The organism is Candidatus Brachybacter algidus, assembly GCF_016707225.1.
In the GTDB taxonomy this organism is placed as follows: domain Bacteria; phylum Bacteroidota; class Bacteroidia; order Chitinophagales; family Saprospiraceae; genus Parvibacillus; species Parvibacillus algidus.
Genome location: NZ_JADJID010000002.1, coordinates 833,856 through 857,197, shown reverse-complemented (window position 1 = coordinate 857,197; position 23,342 = coordinate 833,856). Strand labels below are relative to the sequence as shown.

The window sequence follows — 23,342 nt, the reverse complement described above, 5'->3', positions numbered from 1 at the left end:
TGAATGATATCCATCTTTCAGAATCACGCTTGCCTGCCAACAAAGGCAGGGATTAACAGGATTTCATGATTACACTGATTTTATAAGCATAAAAAATAGAGTAAAAAGTAATTTGAATCTTGGCGTTATTACCAATTACTGATTACCGATACTGACCATTGACCACTGATTACTGATTACTGATTACACATTATCATCATTTATTGAAGGAAAAACATAAAAACTCCGTCTAAGCTTTTAAAAATGGTTACTTTTAACACACAGCATGCAATTACTTCTATAACCATTTCGATTTTTAGAACGTAAACATATTTTTTATGCATTCTTGCAATCTTAATTTGGCCAGCAATCCGATTACCAAGATACTTCTGCTTTTCATTATTCTAATACAAGGATCAATAGCATTCGCCCAACCCAAGCCATGTACAGACCCTCCCACTATGACTTCATTCTGCAAACAAGCGTGCATCATTTGTGATATAGATGGCTATACAGGCAGAAATGGCACAGGAGGCCAAGGTGAAGCACCTCCAGGATTTTGTACAACCTATTTACACAATGCAAAGTGGATCGCGTTTATAGCAGGCAGCGTAGATCTCAAAATCCGAATGAGTGTCTCGAATTGTACGCAGAAACGTGGTCTTGAATTAGGCATCTATGAAGGGATTGATTGCAAAAATTATAAATTGGTGAGTAATTGCCGAGGAGGAGCGAATACTGCTGTGGCAGAAAATACTTCCGCCATATTTCAGAATATTGTCCCTTTGACCATAGGGCAATATTATTACATCGTAATGGATGGAAGTAATGGATCGGTTTGTGACTGGACTTTTGATGTATTGGAAGGAAGCACACAAGTGGCCCCCCTTTCTACTTCAGGTGTTATCGATGGGCCGAGTGTTACTTGTTTTAATGAGTTGGACCATTTTACAACTTCAGGAGATGTCGGTGCTACCATTTTTGATTGGACAGTGAATGGTGTTGACATCCCAAATGGAGGACAGGATATCAATATTACATGGCCTAAGGAAGGCATGTATGAAGTCTGTGTGACCGCTTCCAACGTCTGCGACAAGGCTCCACCATCCTGCAAAACGGTAACTGTGATGGGAAATGTCAATACAAATATCGATGCAACAATATGTGAAGGCGGCATTTATATTGTCGATGAAAATACGCAAGTAGATGCACCCGGTGAATATGATTATAAATACACTGACCAACACGGTTGCGATAGTTTGGTACATATTTCTCTAACTCAGACGAATGCCAATATTGCTAATATAGCTCTCAATATTTGTGACGGTGACAGTATATATATCGGAACGACACCTTATTTTCAGACAGGTGATTTTACAGAGATGATACAAAATGATCAGGGATGCGACTCCATCGTCAATTTGAGTTTAAATTTAGTAGTTTGTGAAATGAAAGGTTCATCAGTTCCGGAATCAGCCAAATGCTTTGGAGATAATAGCGGAACGCTTACTTTTTCTATTCAGCAAGGGACTCCACCATTTGATTATAACTGGCGGAAAGTTAATAGCACTATCAATGGACAAGGCATGTTGGTAAATATCAATCAAGATGAGATCATCACAGGACTTGGTTCTGGTACTTATCTTATAACAGTTACAGATGGGTTCGGCAATGATGTAATTATTATCGGTACAGTTAACGAACCATTAGCGTTGGCTGCGACTGCAGATGTTTCTGATTTCAGTGGATATAATGTCAGTTGTAATGGAGGCCAAAACGGATCGATTAATGTAAATATGACTGGCGGTACGCAGCCATATTCCTATCTTTGGCCAGATGGAAGTTTGACGAAAAATATATCAGGACTCGCAGCAGGAGATTATAATGTGACTCTATCAGATGTCAATGGATGTCCATTGTTTTACGTGATTAATATTAATGAACCACCGTCTTTATCTTTACAATTTACAACGGTCGATCCCAATTGTGATGGACTGAATACTGGTTCAATCAAAGTAGTTAATTCTGCGGGCGGCATCATTCCATACGAGTTTAAATTGAACAATGGGACTTTCGAAAAAGAATTGACTTTTGAAGGATTGCAGGACGGACAATACCTTATTTCAATGAAGGACGGCAATGGCTGTATCGATACGACACAGGCCTTGTTGACCGGGAAGATCATCCCTACATTGTCTATAAATGATGATGTCACAATCAAACTTTCAGATGAAATACAACTCGCTTCGAATTCCAATATTATTATTGATGACATCAAATGGAATCCACCAACAGGTCTAAGTTGCAATGACTGTCCAAATCCTGTGGCAAGACCTTTCCTTCAAACCACTTATGTAGCAAGCATCACTTCAATAGATGGTTGTGTCACTTCAGATTCACTGACCATCAGAGTGGATGAAAGCCGCAGGGTTTTCGTACCGAATGTCTTCAGCCCGAACAATGACGGCATCAATGACATATTTTCCATCGTGGCAGGACCTGAAGTTACTAAGATACTTTCGTTCAAAGTTTACAACCGCTGGGGTGCGCAGGTCTTTGAAGAATTGCAATTTGCTCCTGAGAATGACAAGGGTTGGGATGGTAGTTTTCGCGGTAAGGAAGTTGAAGGTGGCGTCTTTGCCTGGTTTGCTATTGTAGAATTTTTGGATGGGAAGACAAAGACGTTTAAAGGAGATGTGACGGTAGTGAGGTAAGTATGGCTTTTAGCTGTTGGTCATTGGCTGTTAACTTTTTTTGTGGGAGAAAGATTTGGAGTATTTAATATAGAGATATTGTATAAATAGGCCTTCTGATTTTATTTAATGATATTTGTCTCTGCAAAACACTAAAAAGATAAGCAAGAATTTATCAAAGAAAACTTTATGATCATACGCTCTTAATTGTAATATTGCAATATTACGATGAACCCTACTGTCATAACACTCTCACCAAAAATAATCATAAAAATCAGCAAGAATTTATCAAAGAAAATATTATGATCAGATCCTATGAATTGTAATATTGCAATATTACGATGAACCCTACTACCATAACACTCTCACCAAAAATAATCATAAAGCTCAGCAAGAATTTATCTAAGAAAATTTTATGGTCAGATCCTATCAATTGTAATATTGCAATATTACGATGAACCCTACTGCCATAAAGATCTCAGCAAAAAAATCAACTTATATTTAGATTATTTCACCTTTTTGTAAGCAATCGCCTTAATTTCTATCAATAAATGAGGGTGAGGAAGCTGATGGACCGCGACAGTAGTCCTCGTCGGCCCATTGGAATCAAAGTATTGCGCATATGTCTCATTATAAACCTTAAAGTCATTCATATTCACCAAAAATACACTCATCTCCACCAAATCCTCCAAGCCTGCGCCCATAGAAGAAAGTATGTCCCTTATGTTCTCTATGACCGCCATAGTCTGAACCTTGATATCCAGTGTTACAGCTCCATATTGATCCGCATCAGCACCAGCTATCGTATTATCAGGTCTTCTCGAACTAGTGCCTGAAACAAATAACAAATCACCCGCCCTTTTAATGTGTGGAAACTTCCCTCTTGGCTCTGCTTTATTACTTAAAACCTTCGCTTCTGATTCTTCTTTCATTTGTTCTATTTCGAATTTTCTTGATTTCTCAATTTTCAAAGCTTGTATCCTATGGAAGGTTATTCCTTGTTAATTCATACTTTTTGATCAACCTTTCAAATTGATTCATTTCGCTGATGACTAATTTACCATCGTCCATGAGTTGGAGAATGATCAAATATGGATCATCTTCCTCTATATTTCTAAAAGTGACCCTATTGATGTTTTGTCCGATTAATTCAAACTTAGAAAATTCATTATTCTTCGTATTAAAGATAGTGGTTGTCATCGCTAGTGTAGCATCTTTTTCAAAGATCTTCCCACGTTCGCTAATAACAGGTTGCCCATCTTCGACCTGATATATAACTCGTTCAATGAAATTATCATCAATCAAAATAAAATTTTCATATTGACCTTCCAGAGAGCTGGTCCACCGGCCTTGCAGCCAATTAACGCTTTGAAGTGATGCCACATGTACATCCTGGGTTGGCTTGCATGATAAAATGGTCAGAATACCTGTCAAAACCAGGCCCAATGCATACATGAGGACCATCTGCGCATTGGGCTTGATTCTACTCATTATAAACTATATTTAAAGATGTATTGTAAAGTTACTTATATTTTTTCAAATATAAAGTTTGTCATCTGATTATAAAGTTGTGGAGTGGCGTTTTCACTGTATATGCCATGGTTACTATTCGGGTACATGTGAAAATCAAAAGATTTACCGGCTCTGATCAACATTTTATTCAATTCAGCACTATTCTGAAAGTGAACATTGTCATCTGCCATGCCATGAGCCAGAAACAAATTTCCCTTTAATCGGTCGGCAAAATATACCGGACTATTATTCTTATATCCTTCAGGATTCTCCTTTTCCGTCCTCATATACCTTTCTGTATAAATGGAATCATACCACTTCCAATTCGTCACCGGAGCCACAGAGATAGCTGACTTGAAGACGTCATTGCCCTTAAATAGACAAAGTGACGACATGTAGCCACCATATGACCAGCCAAAAATTCCAATCCTGGTCTTGTCTACATATGGTAATGAACCAAGGTATTTGGCAGCTTCGATCTGATCTATTGTTTCATAGTGACCCAATTGCAGATAGGTCATCTTGCGAAATTCTTCCCCTCGACCGCCGGTACCCCTGTTATCTACGCAAGCTATGATGTAACCGCGCTCTGAGATCATTTTGAACCACCAAGCCTGTCCTCCACCCCATTTATCCAAAACTTGCTGGCTGCCGGGACCACCATAAAGAAACATGAAAACCGGATATTTCTTATTCGGATCAAAATCAGTTGGTTTGATCCACCATCCATTCAGACTTACATTTTCAGAGGTATTAAATTTGAAAAACTCCGCCTTTCCGGCTTTATAGTCTTTGAATTTTTCTATAGCGGCATCATTATCTTCGAGCGTTCTTACCAACGCATTTTTACTATTGTACAGTGCATATGACATAGGAGTATTTATATTGGAATACATCATCGTAGCATATTCGAATGTGGGAGAAAACTGAGCACTATTGGTTCCTGTCTTAGTAGAAAGCAATACAGGTTTCTTTCCATCCAGACCCACTTTATAGACTTCTCTTTGCATCGGCGTTGGCGATATTAATTGATAATAAAGCATTTTATTCTTCTCGTCATATCCATAGATATCTGCGAGGTCAGCGGTTGGTTGCGTAATCGCATTAACCATATTGCCCTTCATGTCATACAGAAATGCCTGATTAAATCCGCCTTTATCACTTACCCAAAGGAAATGTTTGCCGTCTTTAAGAAATGTAAGATTGTCATTGATCTCAATATAATATTTGTTTTCCTCTGTCATCAACGGGCTGGTCTTACCGGTATTGGCATCAGCAAGAAGCAACTCAAGTTTATTCTGATGTCTATTCATTTTGAAAACACAAAGCGTATTAACATCCTTAGTCCACTTTATCCTTGGATAATATATTTCTTTATCCACTTTTTGATCAATTGAAACAGTCTTGTTATTGTCGAGACTATAGATCTTAACCTCAAGAGTTGAATTCTCCTCGCCAACTTTTGGATATTTAAAAGAATATGGCTCTGGATACATTTCATCTTTATAATATTCAAGTGTAAATTCCTTCACGTTCGACTCATCAAATCTAAGAAAAGCAATTTTTTTGCTATCCTCTGACCATTGAAATGCCCTGGTAAAACTAAATTCTTCTTCATATACCCAATCACACATACCATTAATTATGTTGTTCCATTTTCCATCACTAGTGATTTGTGTTGATTTATTGGTTGAAAGATCAGTATAATAAAGATTATTTTCAAAAGTAAACCCAACCTTATTTCCATCAGGGCTAAAAGTTGGATTACTGATTGGCTTTCCCTCAAATATAGCTACTCCACTATTACCTTTCTTGTCAAAAACAAAGGTGCTTCCTTTAGAACTGTGGCGATAAATACCTTCTGAATTAGTATAAATCATCACCTTAGACTCATCACTATTGAACTGATATTCTTCAATTCCATTTTCTTTATTATTGGTCATCATTGTGAGCTGATCTTCATTGATATAAGTACCAATATTCTTTCCATCAATTACATTGTTGATTTCCAATGCATTGCCCTTATTGATGATATAAGACTTGCCATCATTCATATAAGCAAATCCTGGAAGGCTTTTCGTTCTGAAAGTACCTTTTTTGAAGATATCGTCAAGGTCAAAAGTCTTTTGAGCCTGAACCTGTCCTGCTGCTGCAAGTATAAGAAGTAGATAAAATAATTTTTTCACTGAATAATTTTTATGATTAATTGATAAAAATACTGGTTCAAAGCCAAAGTAGCATATATAATGTTGTCTTTTAGACGAAAGCGTCGTAATTAAAGATGGAAAATGTAAAATGTGAGATGCCCTTGGTGATGGGTAATGTGTAATGGGCAATAAGTAATGGGACTTATCAATTTTCCACATCGAAGCCATCGGCCATCAGCCAGTAGCTATCATTATCAGTAATCGGTAATGTGTAATCTATAAAATATAACTAATCCGGAATAAACAACAGGCCAATAGCCATTAGCCATTAGCCATTTTCAATTCCCCATTTTCTTCAATGATCTTCATTAATCCCTTAACCCATGGCTCTTGAGAATTCATACATGGAATGACTTTATACGTCTCTCCACCAGCTTCCATAAAAGTTTCTCTCCCTGCCATAACTAATTCTTCCAGTGTTTCAAGACAATCACTGACAAAGGCAGGACTTACTACCAAAAGATTTTTAATACCTTCTCCAGGGAGCTCTTTTAATCTAAAATCTGTAAATGGTTCCAGCCATCCCTTGCCTAATCTTGATTGAAATGAGACGCTGAATTTGTCTTTTGGAAGATTTAATTTTTCTGTTACTAATCGTGTAGTTTCCAATACCTGATGCCGGTAACAGGTTTTATGTGCAATGGAAGGCATATTGCAGCAATTTAAATTAGAAAAGCAATGATTGCCAGTTGGGTCAGTTTTGTGTAAGTGCCTTTGTGGAATACCATGGTAACTAAAAAGCAAGTGATCAAAAGGCTGCTCGACATACTCCTTCATACTTTCAGCTAATGCATTGATATAATTTGGGTTATCATAGAAAGCCGGTACAATATTGAGTTTGAAAGGATATTCATGCTGTCCGTGAATATTGACTGCGTGCTCGACCGCTGTTTCATAACTACTCATAGCATAATGCGGATATAGCGGCACTACAATTACCTCTTCCAAAGATGGGTTAGCAGCTAATAAATTGTCAAAGGCAATTTTGGGATTTGGATTGCCATAACGCATCGCGATTTCTACCGGTATATCAGTAAGCTGAGCTATAGCATCTCTTAACTGTTCCGTAATCACGACAAGTGGCGAACCCTTATAGGTCCATACTTTTTCATAAGCATGGGCAGATTTTGGAGCTCGAAAAGGCGTAATGATGCCTCGAACCAAAAGAAACCTCTTCCAATATGGCTGATCTATTACCTTTTCATCCATAAGGAATTCATTCAGATATCTTCGCACGTCTTTTACATCAGTGCTATCAGGTGATCCAAGGTTCATCAAAAGTATTGCGCTATTTTTCATTTCTATAGTTATATTTGACAAAGATAGATTTAATCTGAATGTAGCAATCCAATGTAGCACTAACCTTTGAAAATTACTCGTTAACTAAGCAGGATGTCCCTTTTATTGGACCATAAAATCTAAAAAACCCCAATTTGAAATAAAATGCAAATTGTTAACAACAATAAAAGTATACGATTCTACATATTGCTTGGATGTGACTACAAAGTGTCTTACTTTTGCGATCCTTAACAAGCAATTTCTTTGTGAAATTAAATATTTTGGAATAAATGCAAATTCGTATCCGGTTAATAAATCCGATTTAAAACCTGTTACGTACATAGGATGTATAAAGAAAATAAGATTTAATGCTAAGTAATGGCCTTTATGTGAATCAGATTGAAGATTTTACAGTAGTTGGAATCAACTACAGGAAGTCTGCTGCTGATGTACGAGGTCATTACACTATTAACGAGGAACAATATAAAATCATTCTTGATATTGCACCGGCATTAGGGCTAAATGATTTTTTTGTTTTATCTACCTGCAACAGGACAGAGATATACGGATGTGTTCATCATATTGAACTTTTCGTTCAACTTATCCTCTCTCAATCCACCGGATCAGAGGTGGCCTTTCGTCAGATGTTTTACGTAAAACGTGGAGCTTCTGCTATTAAACATTTCTTTGAAGTAGGAAGTGGCTTAGATTCTCAGATCCTGGGAGATTATGAGATAGTCGGCCAAATCAAAAAAGCTGTGCAGTCTTCAAAAAAAAGAGGTCTTATCTCTTCCTTTACAGAGCGCCTTTTTAACTACATGATGCAAGCATCCAAATCAATCAAGAACAATACAGGACTAAGCGATGGCACAGTATCTGTCTCTTATTCAGTCGTTCAATATATCAAAGAAAATGTTGATGGTTATGCTGATAAAAATATTTTATTGGTCGGCACAGGAGACATCGGGCGATCTACATGCCAAAACCTTGTCCAATATCTTGGAATAAGCAAAATCACACTTATCAATCGTACTGTAGAAAAAGCCGCTTTGTTAGCGAAAGAGCTTAAACTTAAGTATGCTACTTATGAGTTATTGAAGGAAGAACTGCAGAAAGCAGATATCATCATTGTTTCATCTGCCAATGGCAATGTAACTATTAAAAAAGAAGACCTTAATGCTTCTGCCTCTAAGCTCATTATAGATCTTTCAATTCCTTTTAGCGTTGAGGCTAAAGTCTCTGATCTTCCAAACGTCACACTTGTCAATGTAGATGAACTTTCTTCACTGACCAATCAAACCATGATGCAACGTGCTGCAGAGATACCAAAAGCACAAGAGATCATAGAATCAAGTAAAGCAGAATTCTTCAAATGGTATGAAGTGCGCAAACAAACCAGTGTACTTAACGAAGTTAAAAGTAAACTTTACGAAATAAGCCATAACCCTGTCTTTGCTTTGAGCGAAACAGCAAAGGCCGATCCTTGTTATGATGAAATAATCCAAAAAGTAGTCAATGGAATGGCATATAAATTGAAAGAAAAGAATCAAAGAGGTTGTCAATATCTTGAAGCGATCAACGAATTCATGAATATTACTGCTAAATAGTAGCTTTCTATCAACAACTTTATTCCAACTCCATATATTTCATGACTAAGAATCCAATCAGAATAGGTACACGCGATAGTAAACTTGCAATGTGGCAAGCCAATACTGTTAAGTCACTCATCGAATCCCTCGGCTTGAAATGTGAACTCGTGCCAGTCAAAAGTGAAGGTGACATTGATCTAGTGACGCCATTGTATGCTATGGGTGTCGAAGGGATATTTACAAAAACCCTGGATGCAGCATTACTAAATAATAGAATAGATATTGCCGTACATTCGATGAAAGATGTCCCTACCCAATTGGCAGCGGGTATCGCTCAGGGTGCTGTGCTAAAAAGGGGACCGCATGAAGATGTGCTTATTAAAGGTAAAAATGCTGAGGAAAAAGTGAGAATCATAGGTACGGGCTCGACTAGAAGATCTGCAATGTGGTTGAATAAATTCCCTGAAGATACAATCGAAAATCTAAGAGGCAATGTCCAAACGAGATTACAAAAACTTGAAAATAGTAACTGGATCGGAGCAATATTTGCGAAAGCAGGGCTGGAGCGACTTGGAATTTTGCCCGCTGATCATATTGAACTGGATTGGATGCTGCCTGCTCCTGCACAAGGAGCTATTGTTATAGTTTTTAGAGAGACAGATCACGAAATAGGCACTATTTGTGCAGAATTCGACGATGACAATACCGCTTTGTGCACCAAGGTCGAAAAAGACTTTCTTAAGACACTAATGGGAGGATGTTCTACTCCAATCAGTGCTTATGCCAGAACTGAAGGTAATATGTTACACTTCGATGGAAATATACTTTCTATAGATGGTAAGAAGATAGTGAAAGTAAGTAAAAGTATCAATGCTTTTGAAGCACTTGACCTCGGAACTCTGGCGGGAAAAGAAGTTTTAGAAAATGGTGGCTTGGCTATCGTCAAAGAAATCCGAGATGCAGACCTTACCGATTAAACTCCTTAGTACTAAAATATTAGAAGCGGATATCATTTTAGATGCAAAGGCGTCGGATATAGATATTGAATGCATTCCTTTCATACAAATTACAACTTTGCAGGATACTGATCTTAATGAAAAATTAATTTCAATATCCAACAAGAAGATAAGGGCAATATTTACAAGTTCAAATGCAGTGAAAGCACTGCAAGAATTACTTCCAAAGCCGCCAGAATGGTCCTATTCAACCTTAGAAGGCCGCACATTAAAAAGTGCCGCCTCCTATTTTGGGCCACAGAAAAATACTGTCACAGGGCACGACGGGTTGTCCTTAGCAAAGGGTCTGGTCAATGAAGGAGATAGAGTTGAAAAATTCTTTTTTTGCGGGAATAAAAGATTGGATGTGCTGCCGGATTATTTAAAAGAACATGGAGTGCAGCTCGAAGAAGTTATTGTTTACAAAAATGAAAAAATAAAAAAAACAATTACTGAAAAATATTCGGGCATTCTTTTCTTTAGCCCAAGTGCTGCCAAAAGCTTTTATTCAGAAAATCCAAATGAAGTAGGAACCCTACTTTTTGCATTTGGCGAAAGCACTAAAAAAGCTTTGCAAACATACAGTAGGAACGAAATCATCTTAAATGATGAGCCAAATCAGGCTGCATTTTTAGAGAAAATAAAAAAATATTTTAAGCATGAATGACTTATTATTAAAAACATTAAAAGGAGAAGTCACTAGCAGACCGCCGGTTTGGATGATGCGCCAGGCAGGAAGATACCTTCCTGAATATATGGTATTGAGAGCTAAATATGGATTCTTCGAACGCTGTCAAACACCGGAACTTGCCTGCCAGATCACCTTGCAACCAGTGGACATTATAGGCGTTGATGCGGCAATTTTATTTTCAGATATCCTTGTCGTGCCGCAAGCCATGGGACTGGAAGTCCAGCTCATAGAAAGCCAGGGACCGATACTACCGAATCCAATTAAGTCTATTGCAGATATGAGTCGGGTCAGGGTACCTGACGTTCATGAAACACTGCAATATGTATTCGATGCGATCAAAATGATCAAAAAAGAGCTGAATGGCAGAGTCCCTTTGATCGGATTCGCAGGAGCGCCATGGACCTTGCTTTGTTATATGGTCCAAGGCAAAGGAAGCAAGACATTCGATGAGGCAAAATCTTTTTGTTATACACAACCAGAAGTCGCTCACCATTTATTACAAATGATCACTGATACCACTATTTCTTATCTAAAAGGTCAGATAGAAGCAGGTGCAGATGTAGTTCAAATATTCGATTCATGGGGTGGATTATGGAGTCCGGTGGATTTTGAAGAGTTTTCCTTACAATACATACGTCAGATAGTTCATGCAGTGAAAGACCTTGCTCCTACTATTATATTCGCTAAAGGTGCATGGGCATCTATTGGCGCGATGGCAGAGACAGGAGCTGCAGGTCTTGGAATAGATTGGTGTATTCCACCGAAAACTGCCAGAGAATTCGCAGGTGACAACATAACGCTTCAGGGAAATTTTGACCCGGCAAAGCTATATGCACCTGTCGATGTAATAAAAAGAGAAGTGAAGAAAATGATCACTGATTTCGGTCCGGGAAGATATATCGCCAACCTTGGGCATGGTATTCTTCCTACTGTACCTGTAGATTCAGCACGTGCCTTCGTCGATACCGTTAAAGAATTTGATTATTCCACTTTATAGCATAAAAAATGATAACTGACGAGCAGCAGCCTTATTTTACCAAAGAAGATTGGATAAATTATATCCATGGACTTCAGGATACAATATGCATAGCTTTAGAAGGAGAGGATGCAAGAGCTTCTTTTCATGAAGATCTTTGGGAGCGGCCTGAAGGAGGTGGAGGTAGAACACGCGTCATGTCTTTGGGGAATATATTTGAAAAAGCAGGGGTAAATACTTCTGTTGTCGAAGGCTTAGTGACCGAAGCAATGGAAAAACAATTAGGTATTAGCGGACACTCATGGTTTGCTTGTGGTTTAAGTCTGGTCTTACACCCGGAAAACCCTTTCATTCCTACAGTTCATGCGAATTGGCGCATGTTTGAATTATATGATGATACAGGATTGGTCATTGACAGATGGTTCGGTGGTGGAACTGATCTGACTCCTTATTATCTATTTGAAGAGGATGTTGTCCATTTTCATTCCACACTCAAGAAGGCGATCGATCAATTTGGTCCTTCACTATATTCAAAATATAAAAATCAATGTGATCAATATTTTGTCAACAGTCACAGAAATAATGAAATGAGAGGAGTGGGCGGTGTATTCTATGATTATCTGAAACCTGATAAGGATCTGGCAGTAAATGACCTTTTTGCTTTTCAAAAAGCTAATGGCAATTCCTTTATAGAGGCTTATATTCCTATCGTTCAAAAAAGGAAAGCCTTAGAATGGACAGGTGAACAAAGATATTGGCAGGAAATTCGAAGAGGACGATACGTTGAATTCAACTTAATACACGATCGAGGCACTATCTTTGGGTTGAAAACCAATGGAAGGACAGAGAGTATTCTGATGAGCCTCCCTCCCAGGGTGCGCTTTGACTATGACTACCAGCCAGTGTCTGGAAGTGCAGAGGAAACATTATTGAAAGTTTGTCAACATCCACGTGACTGGATAGCCTTATAAATCCAATAGATTTGACATTTATTCGTTTAAATAACGCATATTTGTTACATATTTTATAATCCTTAATGTCGTATCTAAAAAGTTGGCTTAAAGTTTTTCTGATCTGGAGAATAAAACATGTTCCAGAAAGGCAGTTCGTGCTTTTTGCCAGCGTCCTAATTGGTTTAGTGAGTGGATTGGGTGCTGTAGTGATCAAGAACATTACTTATGAGATCAAATGGATAGTCCAGCAAGAGTTTGTTCAGAATTATTTCACAATTTTCTACTTTATTTTTCCGGCTTTTGGACTTACAATGACCTATTTGGCTTCTAAGTTTATTCTAGGAAAAATGGCAGGTCAAGGTATTTCAGACACCTTATTTGCCATTTCTAAGAACCATGGAAAGATGTCCCGTAGGGGAATGTTTTCTCCAATGATCACAGCCCCATTGACAGTAGGTTTTGGTGGATCAGTAGGTCTCGAGGGAGCAACTGTATTTATGGGATCCTCCATCGGATCTAATTTAGCCCGTCTTTTTCACTTAAATCAAAAGACAGTTAACTTAATGATAGGTTGCGCTACAGCAGGCGCACTTGCTTCTGTATTCCATGCGCCGATAGGAGCTATCATTTTCGCTATTGAGATATTCTCTTTGGATCTCACCATCGCAAGTATTGTGCCTATGCTCCTAGCATCTTCAGCTGGGGCTATCACGTCGATTTGGATCTATGGAGATGATACTATTTTTAAATTTGTTATACAAGATAAATTTGCCCCTAAAGACATTCCCTTTTATATCCTACTCGGCCTTATTGGCTCCCTCACTTCTCTTTACTTCGTGACGGTATACAAAAAAATGGGTATAATGTTTGCAAACATTGAGAAAAAATGGGTGAAACTTGTCGTTGGGGCTGGCATCGTAGGTGCATTGGTATTTTGGTTTCCTTCACTTTATGGTGAAGGATATTCAACGATCAAGGCATTACTTATAGGTAAGCATCATATAGTTATGGGCAATAATAGCTGGTTTGGAAGTCAAAATAAGTTACTGGTGGCGGGACTGATGTTTACTATTGTGGCTCTCAAGGCTTTTGCTACCTCCGCTACGATAGGAGCGGTAAAAGTTGGAGGTATATTTGGACCATCCCTCGTGACAGGTTGCTGCATGGGTTATGGAGTTGCAATGTTGATCAACTACACAAATATCGGCCTTGTATCTGAAACAAATTTTGCACTTGTAGGAATGGCCACACAAATGGCAGGCGTAATGTATGCCCCACTCACTGCCATATTCATGATATCTGAGTTGACAGGAACATATGAGTTAATGTTGCCGCTCATGATATGCGCCGCTATCAGCTACAGTATAAATAAATACTTCACAGAATATAATGTATATCAGCAAAAACTAGCTCAACAAGGGTTTCTGATCACACATGACAAAGATAAGGCTGTGCTTACTATGCTGGCACTTGACAAAGTCATAGAGACAAATTTTATTCCTATTAATCCGGATATGACATTGAAAGAAATGTTATTCACTGCGGTAGAAAATTCAACAAGAAACATTTATCCAGTGTTGGATGACACCCAACATTTTTTAGGAGTAGTTACTCTGGATGACATCAGGACCATCATGTTTGACCAAACACAATACGACCTCAAAGTATCACAAATAATGCATGGAGCTCCTGAGATCATCCAGTCTTCAGATACTATGGAACAGGTAATGGATAAATTCCAAAGTAGCAGTGCATGGAATCTTCCGGTTTGCGAGAACGGTATCTATCTGGGCTTTGTCTCAAAATCGAAAGTACTTTCTGTCTACAGGCGTAAACTTATTGATTTTGCTGGTGTATAATTTCGAAAGGATATTCCGAAATGATCAAAAGGAGATAACAAAATAGACCCTTTGCTCTTTATCATGTAGTGAAAAATTGGATAATATCTTTTCCTAATAAAAATCAGAATTGAAGTATAAAATCTTCTAGTCCCTGATCTGCGTCGAGTTTTAGGGCATTTTTCAACCTTCTTTTACTTCTTGTAACACTATCCTTACTAATACCTAGCGCGTGACTGATCTGCTCATTGTTTAACTTAAGGTAGATAAGTGCAGCCAAGCGCCTTTCAGCAGGTGAAAGTGGTTTCGATTGCCCATCCAGACCAGGCAATACCTGAGGGTTAGCGATTTCAAATTCAAGATTGAATTTATCTAATTCGTTTTTATCGATCAATGCATATTTAATTATTCGGTCCATCTCAGGTTGCAGATCATTTTTGTCTAGTATATGATCATGCAACTTGCTGATCATGGCCTCATTTTCAATGATCTTCTTCTTAAATATTTGGATTTCTCCAAGTGCCTTTTCTGTATCACTAAGTGCTTTAGTCTTGTCACTTTCCAATCTTTCTGCTCTGTCCTTTTGTTCAAAGATCCTTCTGGTAAAATATAGATAGGCAATGATAGATATCATAATGACAAAGACTATAATGAAATTTCTAATTAAGCGCATACTCTTAATGTCACTATTAGCAATTGTTAGTCGTGCCTTAGCAGCATCAAAAGCTAGCTTTGCTTCCGCTGTTTCCAGATTATAGGCTACCTTCATTTCATTAATTGTATCATCATATGCTTTATAAATGTAGAAATATTTATAAAGGCTATCAGTATTATGGACACGGTGATAGATATCAGCTAATCCCTTGGCAGCAATTTTTCTTTGTTTTAGGAACCTGGTAGTTTTTGCAAATTTTATTGCATTTTGAAAATTCTCTAGACTTCCATTCAATCTATTTTCAAATAAATCAATTTGTCCCAATCTGTTATAAACTATTGCAATATTGTGGTTGTCTTCGTATTGACGAGATTGCTGCAGGTGTTTGAGCAAGTATGGCTTTGCCAACTCACTATATCCACTCTGAGCCAATAGGAACGCAATATTTCCTTTGGTAATAGCTTGCCATAAAGGAATCTCACGATTAGAAGCATGAACAGGAAGGTTGGCATTTTGGAGCAACAATTTATAATGGTAAAGGCTGCTGTCATACATACTGAGTTCTCTATAACAAGCTGCAGTCAAATCATTAACAAGTACATAAGAAGCATTATAGTTATAATTGAGATTGCTATTGGTGATTTTGAAAGCCTTTTGCAAATAAATAAGTGATTGGCGATATTCCTGATTTAGGTATAATGTAAACCCTATCGAGTATAATCGCTGCTTATATCCAGGAAAATATTGGATACCAATCTTCTCCATTAGACTATTAGCTTTTAGAACATAATTCATGAATTCATTAAGCGGGCTATAATCAGAGATAATTGTATATAGTTCTGCTAGAAGTTGTTGGTCTCCAAGTTTCTGACATTTAGGAAGTAATACTAAAAAATTTCTGTAGTCTTCCATGTCTGGAATCTGTTTACCATAGCGTATATAATAAGTTTCTATGATTGCCAATCTTATCAGAACCCTCTCATTAGGATATTTTTTATTGTATTCTTTGCATTTGGAGATGATTTTATGCACTTCCTTTCGATCCAATGAAAATAACTTGAAATAAGCCTGATCTGACGCAATTGTTTGCATTTTGCCTTCAATCTTCCAAGTATCGATGTAGTATTTTATCTCCTTATCTGGACTATCACATCCCATCATTAGTATTAGGAAAAAAATATATATATTATTGTACTTCAAATTAGTAAGCGTATATGATGGTATTATTATGCTCAAATGATTAGTCACCTAGAGAACAACAAGATAACATTTTACGCTCTAAAGACAAAAACCATTGTAAAAAAATAAGGCACTAAAAGAGTGCCTTATTCATAAGTAAGTGTGTGTAAATTACGGTAATGATCAAATCTAGTGGCTTAGGGACTGGAATATGATTTAAAATCTGTTCCAATCCTTCCACCTGTTAAATATGGGGATGAAAAAAGTAACATTAAAAGGAATTAAAATTTGTCATCTAATTGATGACTGTTAAATCAATTTTATAAAAGACTATCAATCTATAAGTCAAATGTAAATTTTAGCCCTTGAAGTTATACTATTTTAGGGCGGACAAATCGCGGACAAATAATATTAAACTGATTTTCAATTCTATATGACCATTTTTAAAATTTAAACTAATAGATTAACTACTCTATTTGAATCCCATTTATCACTTATTTTAGGCAAAAAGAGAGATAAATAACTCTTTGTCCGCTTATATCCTCCCTCTTTTGAAATAGCCATGCAAAAAAACCATTATTGCCAAGAAAAATTGATCTAACGGAATTCTTATACAGGTTATACAGAAAATCTTTGGTTTCTCTTAGGTTTGCTTTTTGTATAAAATATTTAGTTCTTATGCTCAGATAATGACCAAAAAAAATGCCCTTCTGTACGGAAGAGCATTTTAATATTTCATTGCTTAATTAGAGTGTCCCCCTTAGTTCTTGTTCTCTTTCGATAGCCTCAAATAGAGCCTTAAAATTCCCCTTACCAAAGGAAGTTGCGCCTTTTCGCTGGATGATTTCAAAGAAAACAGTTGGTCTGTCCTGGACAGGTTTTGTGAAAATCTGAAGCAAATATCCTTCATCATCTCTATCAACTAAAATGTTTAATCTTTTAAGTTCTTCAATCGGCTCATCTATCTCACCTAATCTTTCAAATAGATCCTCATAATAAGTATTGGGAACTACAAGAAATTCAACACCATTATTTCTAAGGCCATCTACGGTGCCTATGATGTCATTGGTAGCAACAGCAATGTGCTGAACACCTGAAGTTTTATAAAAATCAAGATACTCTTCAATCTGTGACTTTTTCTTACCCATTGCTGGTTCGTTAATTGGAAATTTGACATATCCATTACCATTAGAGACGACCTTACTCATCAAAGCTGTATATTCTGTCGAAATGTCATTGTCGTCAAAAGTGATCAAAAGTTTAAAGCCCATCACATCCTCATAATATTTAACCCAATTATTCATTTGGCCCAATTCAACATTTCCAACACAGTGATCTACAAACAATAACCCAAGAGATTCGACTTTACGCAAAGAATTTTTAGCTATAAAACCCGGCATGAAAGCTCCTGAATATTCACTTCTCTGAACAAAAGTATGGATGGTTTCGCCATAGGTTTTTATTGAGGCTATGATTACCTTACCAAATTCATCTTCCAGCGTGACAGGTTCAAAAACAGACTCTGCACCTCTTCCTACTGTCAATTCATATGAAGCAACTGCATCGTCCACCCACAAAGCCAAAACTTTGACTCCATCGCCATGTAATGCAACATGCTTTGCGATCTCATGATCAGCATGCAGAGCAGAAGTAAGCACAAAGCGTATCTTACCTTGTTGCAGCACATATGATACAATATCCCTAACGCCGGTCTCAGGTCCTTTATAAGCAACCATTTCAAAGCCAAAAGCTGCCTGGTAATAAATAGCTGCCTGTTTGGCATTACCCACATAAAACTCAATGTGGTCAGTGCCATTTAATGGCAATAAATCTTTTTCAACTTCAGTCGATTGTTGTGTTAATGTATCCATTGGATTATTTTGTAATTATATTATTAGGTAGTCAATTAAAATTGTGGTTATTTAATCCAGCCAACTTTTATAATAAGATGGATCTTCTATGGAGACTGCGTCTTTAGTCATAAATAATGGCGAAAATGTATCGACCATCACGGCTAATTCTTCTGTACCTTTGGCCCCAATACTTTTTTCAATAGTTCCCGGATGAGGACCATGAGGTATACCTCCGGGATGCAGCGTGATCATACCTTGCTCAACATGCTTTCTGCTCATAAAGTCTCCATCTACATAATAAAGTACTTCGTCACTATCAATATTTGAATGAAAATAAGGTGCAGGAATTGAAAGTGGATGATAATCATACAACCTAGGGACGAAAGAACATATGACAAAACCCTTGGTGTCAAATGTCTGATGTACCGGAGGTGGTTGGTGTACCCTTCCTGTGATCGGCTCAAAATTGTGTATCGAAAAGATATATGGATAATGATACCCATCCCATCCTACGACATCGAAAGGGTGATCCAGATATTCATATGGATATAATTTATCCTTCTTCTTAATGAAAAATTTAAAGTTGCCTCTCTCATCTATTGGTTCCGGCAAAGTTGGTTTAACTATATCTCTTTCGCAAAATGGGGAATGTTCCATCAACTGTCCATATTCACTTCTGTAACGCTGTGGGGTTGTAATCGGTGCAGTAGATTCGACTATTAAAAGACGGTTGTCCTCTGTATCGAAGTTTATCTGATAAATTGTTCCTCTAGGTACGACAACATAATCACCGTATGAAAACTTGAGTATTCCGTAATTCGTCTGAAGAGTTCCACTACCTTTGTGTATGAAAATAACCTCATCACAATCTGCATTTTTAAAATAGTAATCTTTTGTACCTGTTTTAGGTGCGGCAAGTGACATTCTGCAGTCATTATTGAATAAGACAACCTTGCGAGACTCTAAATAATCATCCACAGGAGCAACCTTAAAGCCATTCAGGCATCTGTGTTTTAACTCTTTATTCGAAGCTTTGACCGGGGCCACATCAATTGGATCGCCTACCTGGGTTATTCTGGTGGGAGGATTGATGTGATACAAAATGGAGTATTTATCATGGAAACCTTCTGTTGAAAAAAGCTCCTCACTATACAGAGTTCCATTTGGTTGTCTGAATTGAGTATGCCGCTTTTGCGGAATTTTACCTTCACTATGATAATGCATTCTATTAGAATATTTATAGATACAAAATTACAAAATTATGACCTATTAAAAGTAATATTCTTATGTATTATTTTAATAAATCCAAATATTGCAAAATATTATTCTAATTGTATGCCAATATTTTTATGTTAATATTGATAATTATAAATTGTAGAAATGGGTAAAATTTATATTTTTTCAAACAATTTTTATAATACTTTAAATTTAATATTGATTTGAGATTTCTTAATCATTTCTTTCACCAAAACTGTATTCTATAATTAAATATCCAATGGCGTTATATAATAGAAAATCAAGTATGGTTAAGATTAAAGCCTCGGTGCTCTTCAAATACAAATCATGAAAACTCAAGTTTAAGTATTTAAAATCAATGAAATATAATCTATATATTAAAAATAAAATTATTTATATTATTAGATGTCAATTTGTTACTCAGGTTTAGGAATCTTTTCATATAGAATAATCTGATGTATTTCTTGGACAGAACCATCCGAGTCTTATTCTGACTTCTGACTTCTGATTTCTAATTTCTGACTTCTGATTTCTGACTTCTGATTGAGTATTTTAGGGTTTACTTATAACAACCTAAACTTAAGATTTAAACAATAACCGCCTGATTAATATATTCAATTAATGGCTGCAAGGCCTTGAAAGACTCCACAGTTTTTTTAACAGCATCTTTGGAAAGTAAATCCTGATCCTCCATTTTAGCCATCGCTACATATCCTTTCAGCTTTAGGTATGCTGCGGCTGGGTCTGCAGCATCAAATCCTTTTGGCACCCGCTTCAACGAATATTCATCTTTATCATTGAGTGCCCCATACATAGATTTAAATTTTGGGGCTTTCACTATCTTTTCAAAAGTACTAAGATCTTTACTAATAGCATTTCTCATAATATTAAGCACGTCCACATCCGGACCATACAGTCCTCCACCCATAAATGCATTGTCAGGTTCCAGGTGAAAATAATATCCTGCATTTCGCATAGCTTTTTTACCTCCCATACTTATGCTTGCTCCAAAATTAGTCTTATAAGGAGATTTATTGTTGCTAAAGCGCACATCTCTATTAATTCTGAACAAACAATCTTTTGCCTTGATATCGCGAATCGCTTTGTCATTCACACCATGCATATCGATCACATGCTGAACAAACTCAATAAAATTCAACTTTGCCAGATCATACTCCTTCCTATGCTCATCAAACCATTGTTTTGAATTATTCAAACTCAGATCGACAAGAAAATGCATCGTTGCGATATCTATCATTGGTTTTCTGTTATTTCCAGTTTAACACTATATTTTGAATCAGATCAGGGTGAAGACTTTTCGCTACTGGGCATGTCTGCGCGATATGAGTAAGAATGGATTTTACTTTTGATGTGTACTCATGATCTGGCATAAACAAATTAACATCGATCTTTGTAATTCTCCTTGGGTCACTGCCCATATGCTTTGTAACATCAGCATATGCACCATCCATATCAACCTCATTATCTCTGGCCCAAATACCCATGACAGTAAGCATGCACGTAGCCAGAGATGTGGCACAGAGATCTGTAGGTGAGAATGCAGCTCCCTTTCCGTTGTTGTCTATCGGTGCGTCTGTCCTGATTGAATCATTTGACTTTAAGTGAATACATTCGGTCTCAAGACCTCCTTTATAGATAACTTTTGATGTCATAGCTTTAGAATTATTTTTTGAACGATGAAGTAAATAAATTTTTCATTTAGTAGCTTGATATGTCTGTGGGTCTAATGCCCATGGCGTCCAAGCTTGTAGAAATTCAAAAACAGTATTTCTATCATAGCTTCCCTTGCCATCTTCCAGATAGGAGGAATTCTGGGTATGCAATCGCTGACCAGTTTTATCGAGTATAATAAATGATGGAAAACCAAATCTTTGTGGAAAACCAAGACTTGCGAAAGTAGCCTCATTTTTATTTTCCTTGCTATAATTCAGGTGAACTAAAACATAACTTGCTTTAATGATTGAATCAATCTGGGCATCAGCGATTGTAAATTTATTAAATTTAATACACCACGAACACCAGTTTCCGCCAGCCTGTATCATTACATTTTTATTCTGAGCATTTGCTTCTTTAATGGCAGCAGCAATCTGTTTTGAGGCATCAGCTTCGACATCATATAATTTAGTCTCCTGAGCCAAACCAGCCAAGGTCATCAATAAAAAGAAAGTTAAAGAAAGTAAACGCATAATAAATAAATTAGATATGATCAGTTTGGTTCAATCTTTCGAATTGCATCTTGGGCAGCAAGCTTTTGTTGTTCTCTTTCCTCTCTTTCCTTGTCTTTTCGAACTCTTATCTCCTCATCACTTGCATTATATGCTTTTATGATATCTCTGACAAGTCGATGTCGGACCACATCTTCTTCGTTCAGAAATACCTGAGCTATGCCCTCGATTCCAGTCAACAGTGCGAGTGCTCTTTTAAGTCCGGATTGTTGACTGTAAGGAAGGTCTATTTGAGTAAGGTCACCGGTGACAATAATCTTGGCGCTCGGGCCCAACCTTGTTAAGAACATTTTGATCTGCGGCGAAGTGGTATTTTGTGCTTCATCAAGAATAATGAATGCATTGTCCAGCGTTCTTCCTCTCATATATGCCAGTGGAGCAACTTCAATAGTCCTATCCGTCATGAACTTTGCAAGTTTGTCTGCAGGAATCATATCGTCCAGAGCATCATACAAAGGTCTTAGATATGGATCTATTTTTTCTTTTAAATCTCCGGGTAAAAATCCAAGATTTTCTCCTGCTTCGACTGCCGGTCTTGTAAGGATAATCTTTTTAACCAACCTATTTTTCAATGCCTTTACAGCTAACGCGACTGCGGTATAAGTCTTTCCTGTACCTGCAGGCCCTACCGCGAAGACAATATCTGCCCTTTCAGAGGCATCTACCAGTTTCTTCTGATTGACTGTACGGGCACGAATAGGGAAACCATCTTTATTATGTAAGATGATATTCCCGTTGGAAGAGGGAGTTTCTATTGACTTATTGTCAAAAGGATTCATTCCAGCCATGATCGTATCCATGGCTGACATCGGAAGCTCCTTATGCTCTTTCAAATAACGAACCAACACTTCAACCTTTGCCTTTAGCTCTTGCGTCTGTTTTTTGTCTCCAGTTATTTTTAACGAATTACCTCTCGAAATGATCTGGAGATCCGGGTATTTGGTTTTTATAAAATTCAATTTGGAATTATTCTCTCCCAAAAAGTCTAATGGCTCGACTCCGTCGATAGTTAATACTAATTCACTCAATGATTTAATCTCCTTTATTTTATTTAATTCTTCAAACAAACAAATATTTACTTAGTTGTGGTTCCCTTTTCCAGGAATGCTAATATAAAACCTATTTTATAACAAGGATAGCTTTTTATGTCAATTTAATTTTATCATTTTTTAGCAAGGTAAATATTTGAAAGATTCATGAAAAAAAGAGTTGGTTAAAGAGTATTATCACAAAGGATTCACAAAGTTTCACAAAGAATTGATAAAAGGTATCACGGAGTTTCACAGAGAAGACCAGGAGATACACAGAGATAAAATTATTCCAATTGAAGTTACTTTTAAATCGATGTAGTTTTTGACGCAGATCAAACCTCTGTGTTTCTCAAAAAATGCTTTATCGAAGTATAATCCAAATTCTTGCCAATTTCTAAAATAAATGAACAATCAAAAGACTCAGTGAATCT

The 23,342-nt window shown here is 37.0% G+C and carries 18 protein-coding genes; 7 read left to right on the top strand and 11 right to left on the bottom strand.

Annotation, left to right across the window (positions count from 1 at the left end):
* Positions 1-317: 317 nt before the first annotated feature.
* Positions 318-2,693, top strand: a complete 2,376-nt coding sequence (locus IPI15_RS09385; protein WP_287420010.1) for a T9SS type B sorting domain-containing protein — start codon at positions 318-320, stop codon at positions 2,691-2,693.
* Positions 2,694-3,178: 485 nt separating this feature from the next.
* Here IPI15_RS09385 and IPI15_RS09380 read toward each other — a convergent pair whose 3' ends face one another.
* The 4 genes from IPI15_RS09380 to hemH form a co-directional block, all read right to left on the bottom strand.
* Positions 3,179-3,604: a RidA family protein gene (locus tag IPI15_RS09380; RefSeq protein WP_287401950.1), complete on the bottom strand. Its 426-nt coding sequence runs from the start codon at positions 3,602-3,604 to the stop codon at positions 3,179-3,181.
* Between the two features lie 49 nt (positions 3,605-3,653).
* On the bottom strand, positions 3,654-4,163 hold the full coding sequence (locus IPI15_RS09375; protein WP_287420008.1) for a DUF6265 family protein: 510 nt from the start codon (positions 4,161-4,163) through the stop codon (positions 3,654-3,656).
* 35 nt (positions 4,164-4,198) lie between these two features.
* On the bottom strand, positions 4,199-6,370 hold the full coding sequence (locus IPI15_RS09370) for a S9 family peptidase (protein WP_287420007.1): 2,172 nt from the start codon (positions 6,368-6,370) through the stop codon (positions 4,199-4,201).
* Positions 6,371-6,652: 282 nt separating this feature from the next.
* Positions 6,653-7,690, bottom strand: a complete 1,038-nt coding sequence (hemH, locus tag IPI15_RS09365) for a ferrochelatase (RefSeq protein WP_287401945.1) — start codon at positions 7,688-7,690, stop codon at positions 6,653-6,655.
* Positions 7,691-8,037: 347 nt separating this feature from the next.
* Here hemH and hemA point away from each other — a divergent pair, with 347 nt between their 5' ends.
* The 6 genes from hemA (at position 8,038) to IPI15_RS09335 (ending at position 14,732) form a co-directional block, all read left to right on the top strand.
* Positions 8,038-9,276, top strand: coding sequence for a glutamyl-tRNA reductase (gene hemA / locus IPI15_RS09360; protein WP_287420005.1), 1,239 nt, complete (start codon positions 8,038-8,040; stop codon positions 9,274-9,276).
* 41 nt (positions 9,277-9,317) lie between these two features.
* Entirely contained in the window at positions 9,318-10,235 is a 918-nt protein-coding gene (gene hemC, locus IPI15_RS09355) for a hydroxymethylbilane synthase (RefSeq protein ID WP_287401943.1), read from the top strand.
* Positions 10,216-10,920: a uroporphyrinogen-III synthase gene (locus IPI15_RS09350; protein ID WP_287420003.1), complete on the top strand. Its 705-nt coding sequence runs from the start codon at positions 10,216-10,218 to the stop codon at positions 10,918-10,920. Before hemC ends, IPI15_RS09350 begins: the two co-directional genes overlap by 20 nt.
* Positions 10,913-11,941: a uroporphyrinogen decarboxylase gene (gene hemE, locus IPI15_RS09345; RefSeq protein WP_287420001.1), complete on the top strand. Its 1,029-nt coding sequence runs from the start codon at positions 10,913-10,915 to the stop codon at positions 11,939-11,941. The genes IPI15_RS09350 and hemE overlap by 8 nt, the downstream gene beginning before the upstream one ends.
* An 8-nt stretch (positions 11,942-11,949) precedes the next feature.
* Positions 11,950-12,891: an oxygen-dependent coproporphyrinogen oxidase gene (gene hemF, locus IPI15_RS09340; protein ID WP_287419999.1), complete on the top strand. Its 942-nt coding sequence runs from the start codon at positions 11,950-11,952 to the stop codon at positions 12,889-12,891.
* Between the two features lie 65 nt (positions 12,892-12,956).
* A complete protein-coding gene (locus IPI15_RS09335; protein WP_287419997.1) occupies positions 12,957-14,732 on the top strand; it encodes a chloride channel protein in 1,776 nt (591 codons plus the stop codon).
* Positions 14,733-14,835: 103 nt separating this feature from the next.
* On the opposite strand, the gene IPI15_RS09330 is transcribed toward IPI15_RS09335, so the two are convergent.
* The 7 genes from IPI15_RS09330 to IPI15_RS09300 all read right to left on the bottom strand — a co-directional run bounded on the left by IPI15_RS09330 (position 14,836) and on the right by IPI15_RS09300 (position 22,908).
* Complete coding sequence (locus tag IPI15_RS09330) at positions 14,836-16,602, bottom strand: helix-turn-helix transcriptional regulator (protein ID WP_287419995.1); 1,767 nt, start codon at positions 16,600-16,602, stop codon at positions 14,836-14,838.
* A 689-nt stretch (positions 16,603-17,291) separates the two neighbouring features.
* Entirely contained in the window at positions 17,292-18,416 is a 1,125-nt protein-coding gene (hppD, locus tag IPI15_RS09325; protein ID WP_287419993.1) for a 4-hydroxyphenylpyruvate dioxygenase, read from the bottom strand.
* Between the two features lie 51 nt (positions 18,417-18,467).
* Positions 18,468-19,622, bottom strand: coding sequence for a homogentisate 1,2-dioxygenase (locus tag IPI15_RS09320; protein WP_287419991.1), 1,155 nt, complete (start codon positions 19,620-19,622; stop codon positions 18,468-18,470).
* 598 nt (positions 19,623-20,220) lie between these two features.
* Positions 20,221-20,892 carry a DUF2461 domain-containing protein gene (locus IPI15_RS09315; protein WP_287419989.1) on the bottom strand — a complete coding sequence of 224 codons (672 nt, stop codon included), beginning with the start codon at positions 20,890-20,892 and terminating at the stop codon, positions 20,221-20,223.
* 10 nt (positions 20,893-20,902) lie between these two features.
* A complete protein-coding gene (locus IPI15_RS09310) occupies positions 20,903-21,307 on the bottom strand; it encodes an OsmC family protein (RefSeq protein ID WP_287401928.1) in 405 nt (134 codons plus the stop codon).
* A 42-nt stretch (positions 21,308-21,349) separates the two neighbouring features.
* The gene (locus IPI15_RS09305) at positions 21,350-21,841 is read right to left on the bottom strand and encodes a thioredoxin family protein (RefSeq protein WP_287401927.1); all 492 of its coding nucleotides are present in this window, start codon (positions 21,839-21,841) and stop codon (positions 21,350-21,352) included.
* A 20-nt stretch (positions 21,842-21,861) separates the two neighbouring features.
* Complete coding sequence (locus tag IPI15_RS09300) at positions 21,862-22,908, bottom strand: PhoH family protein (RefSeq protein ID WP_353738751.1); 1,047 nt, start codon at positions 22,906-22,908, stop codon at positions 21,862-21,864.
* Positions 22,909-23,342 lie beyond the last annotated feature (434 nt).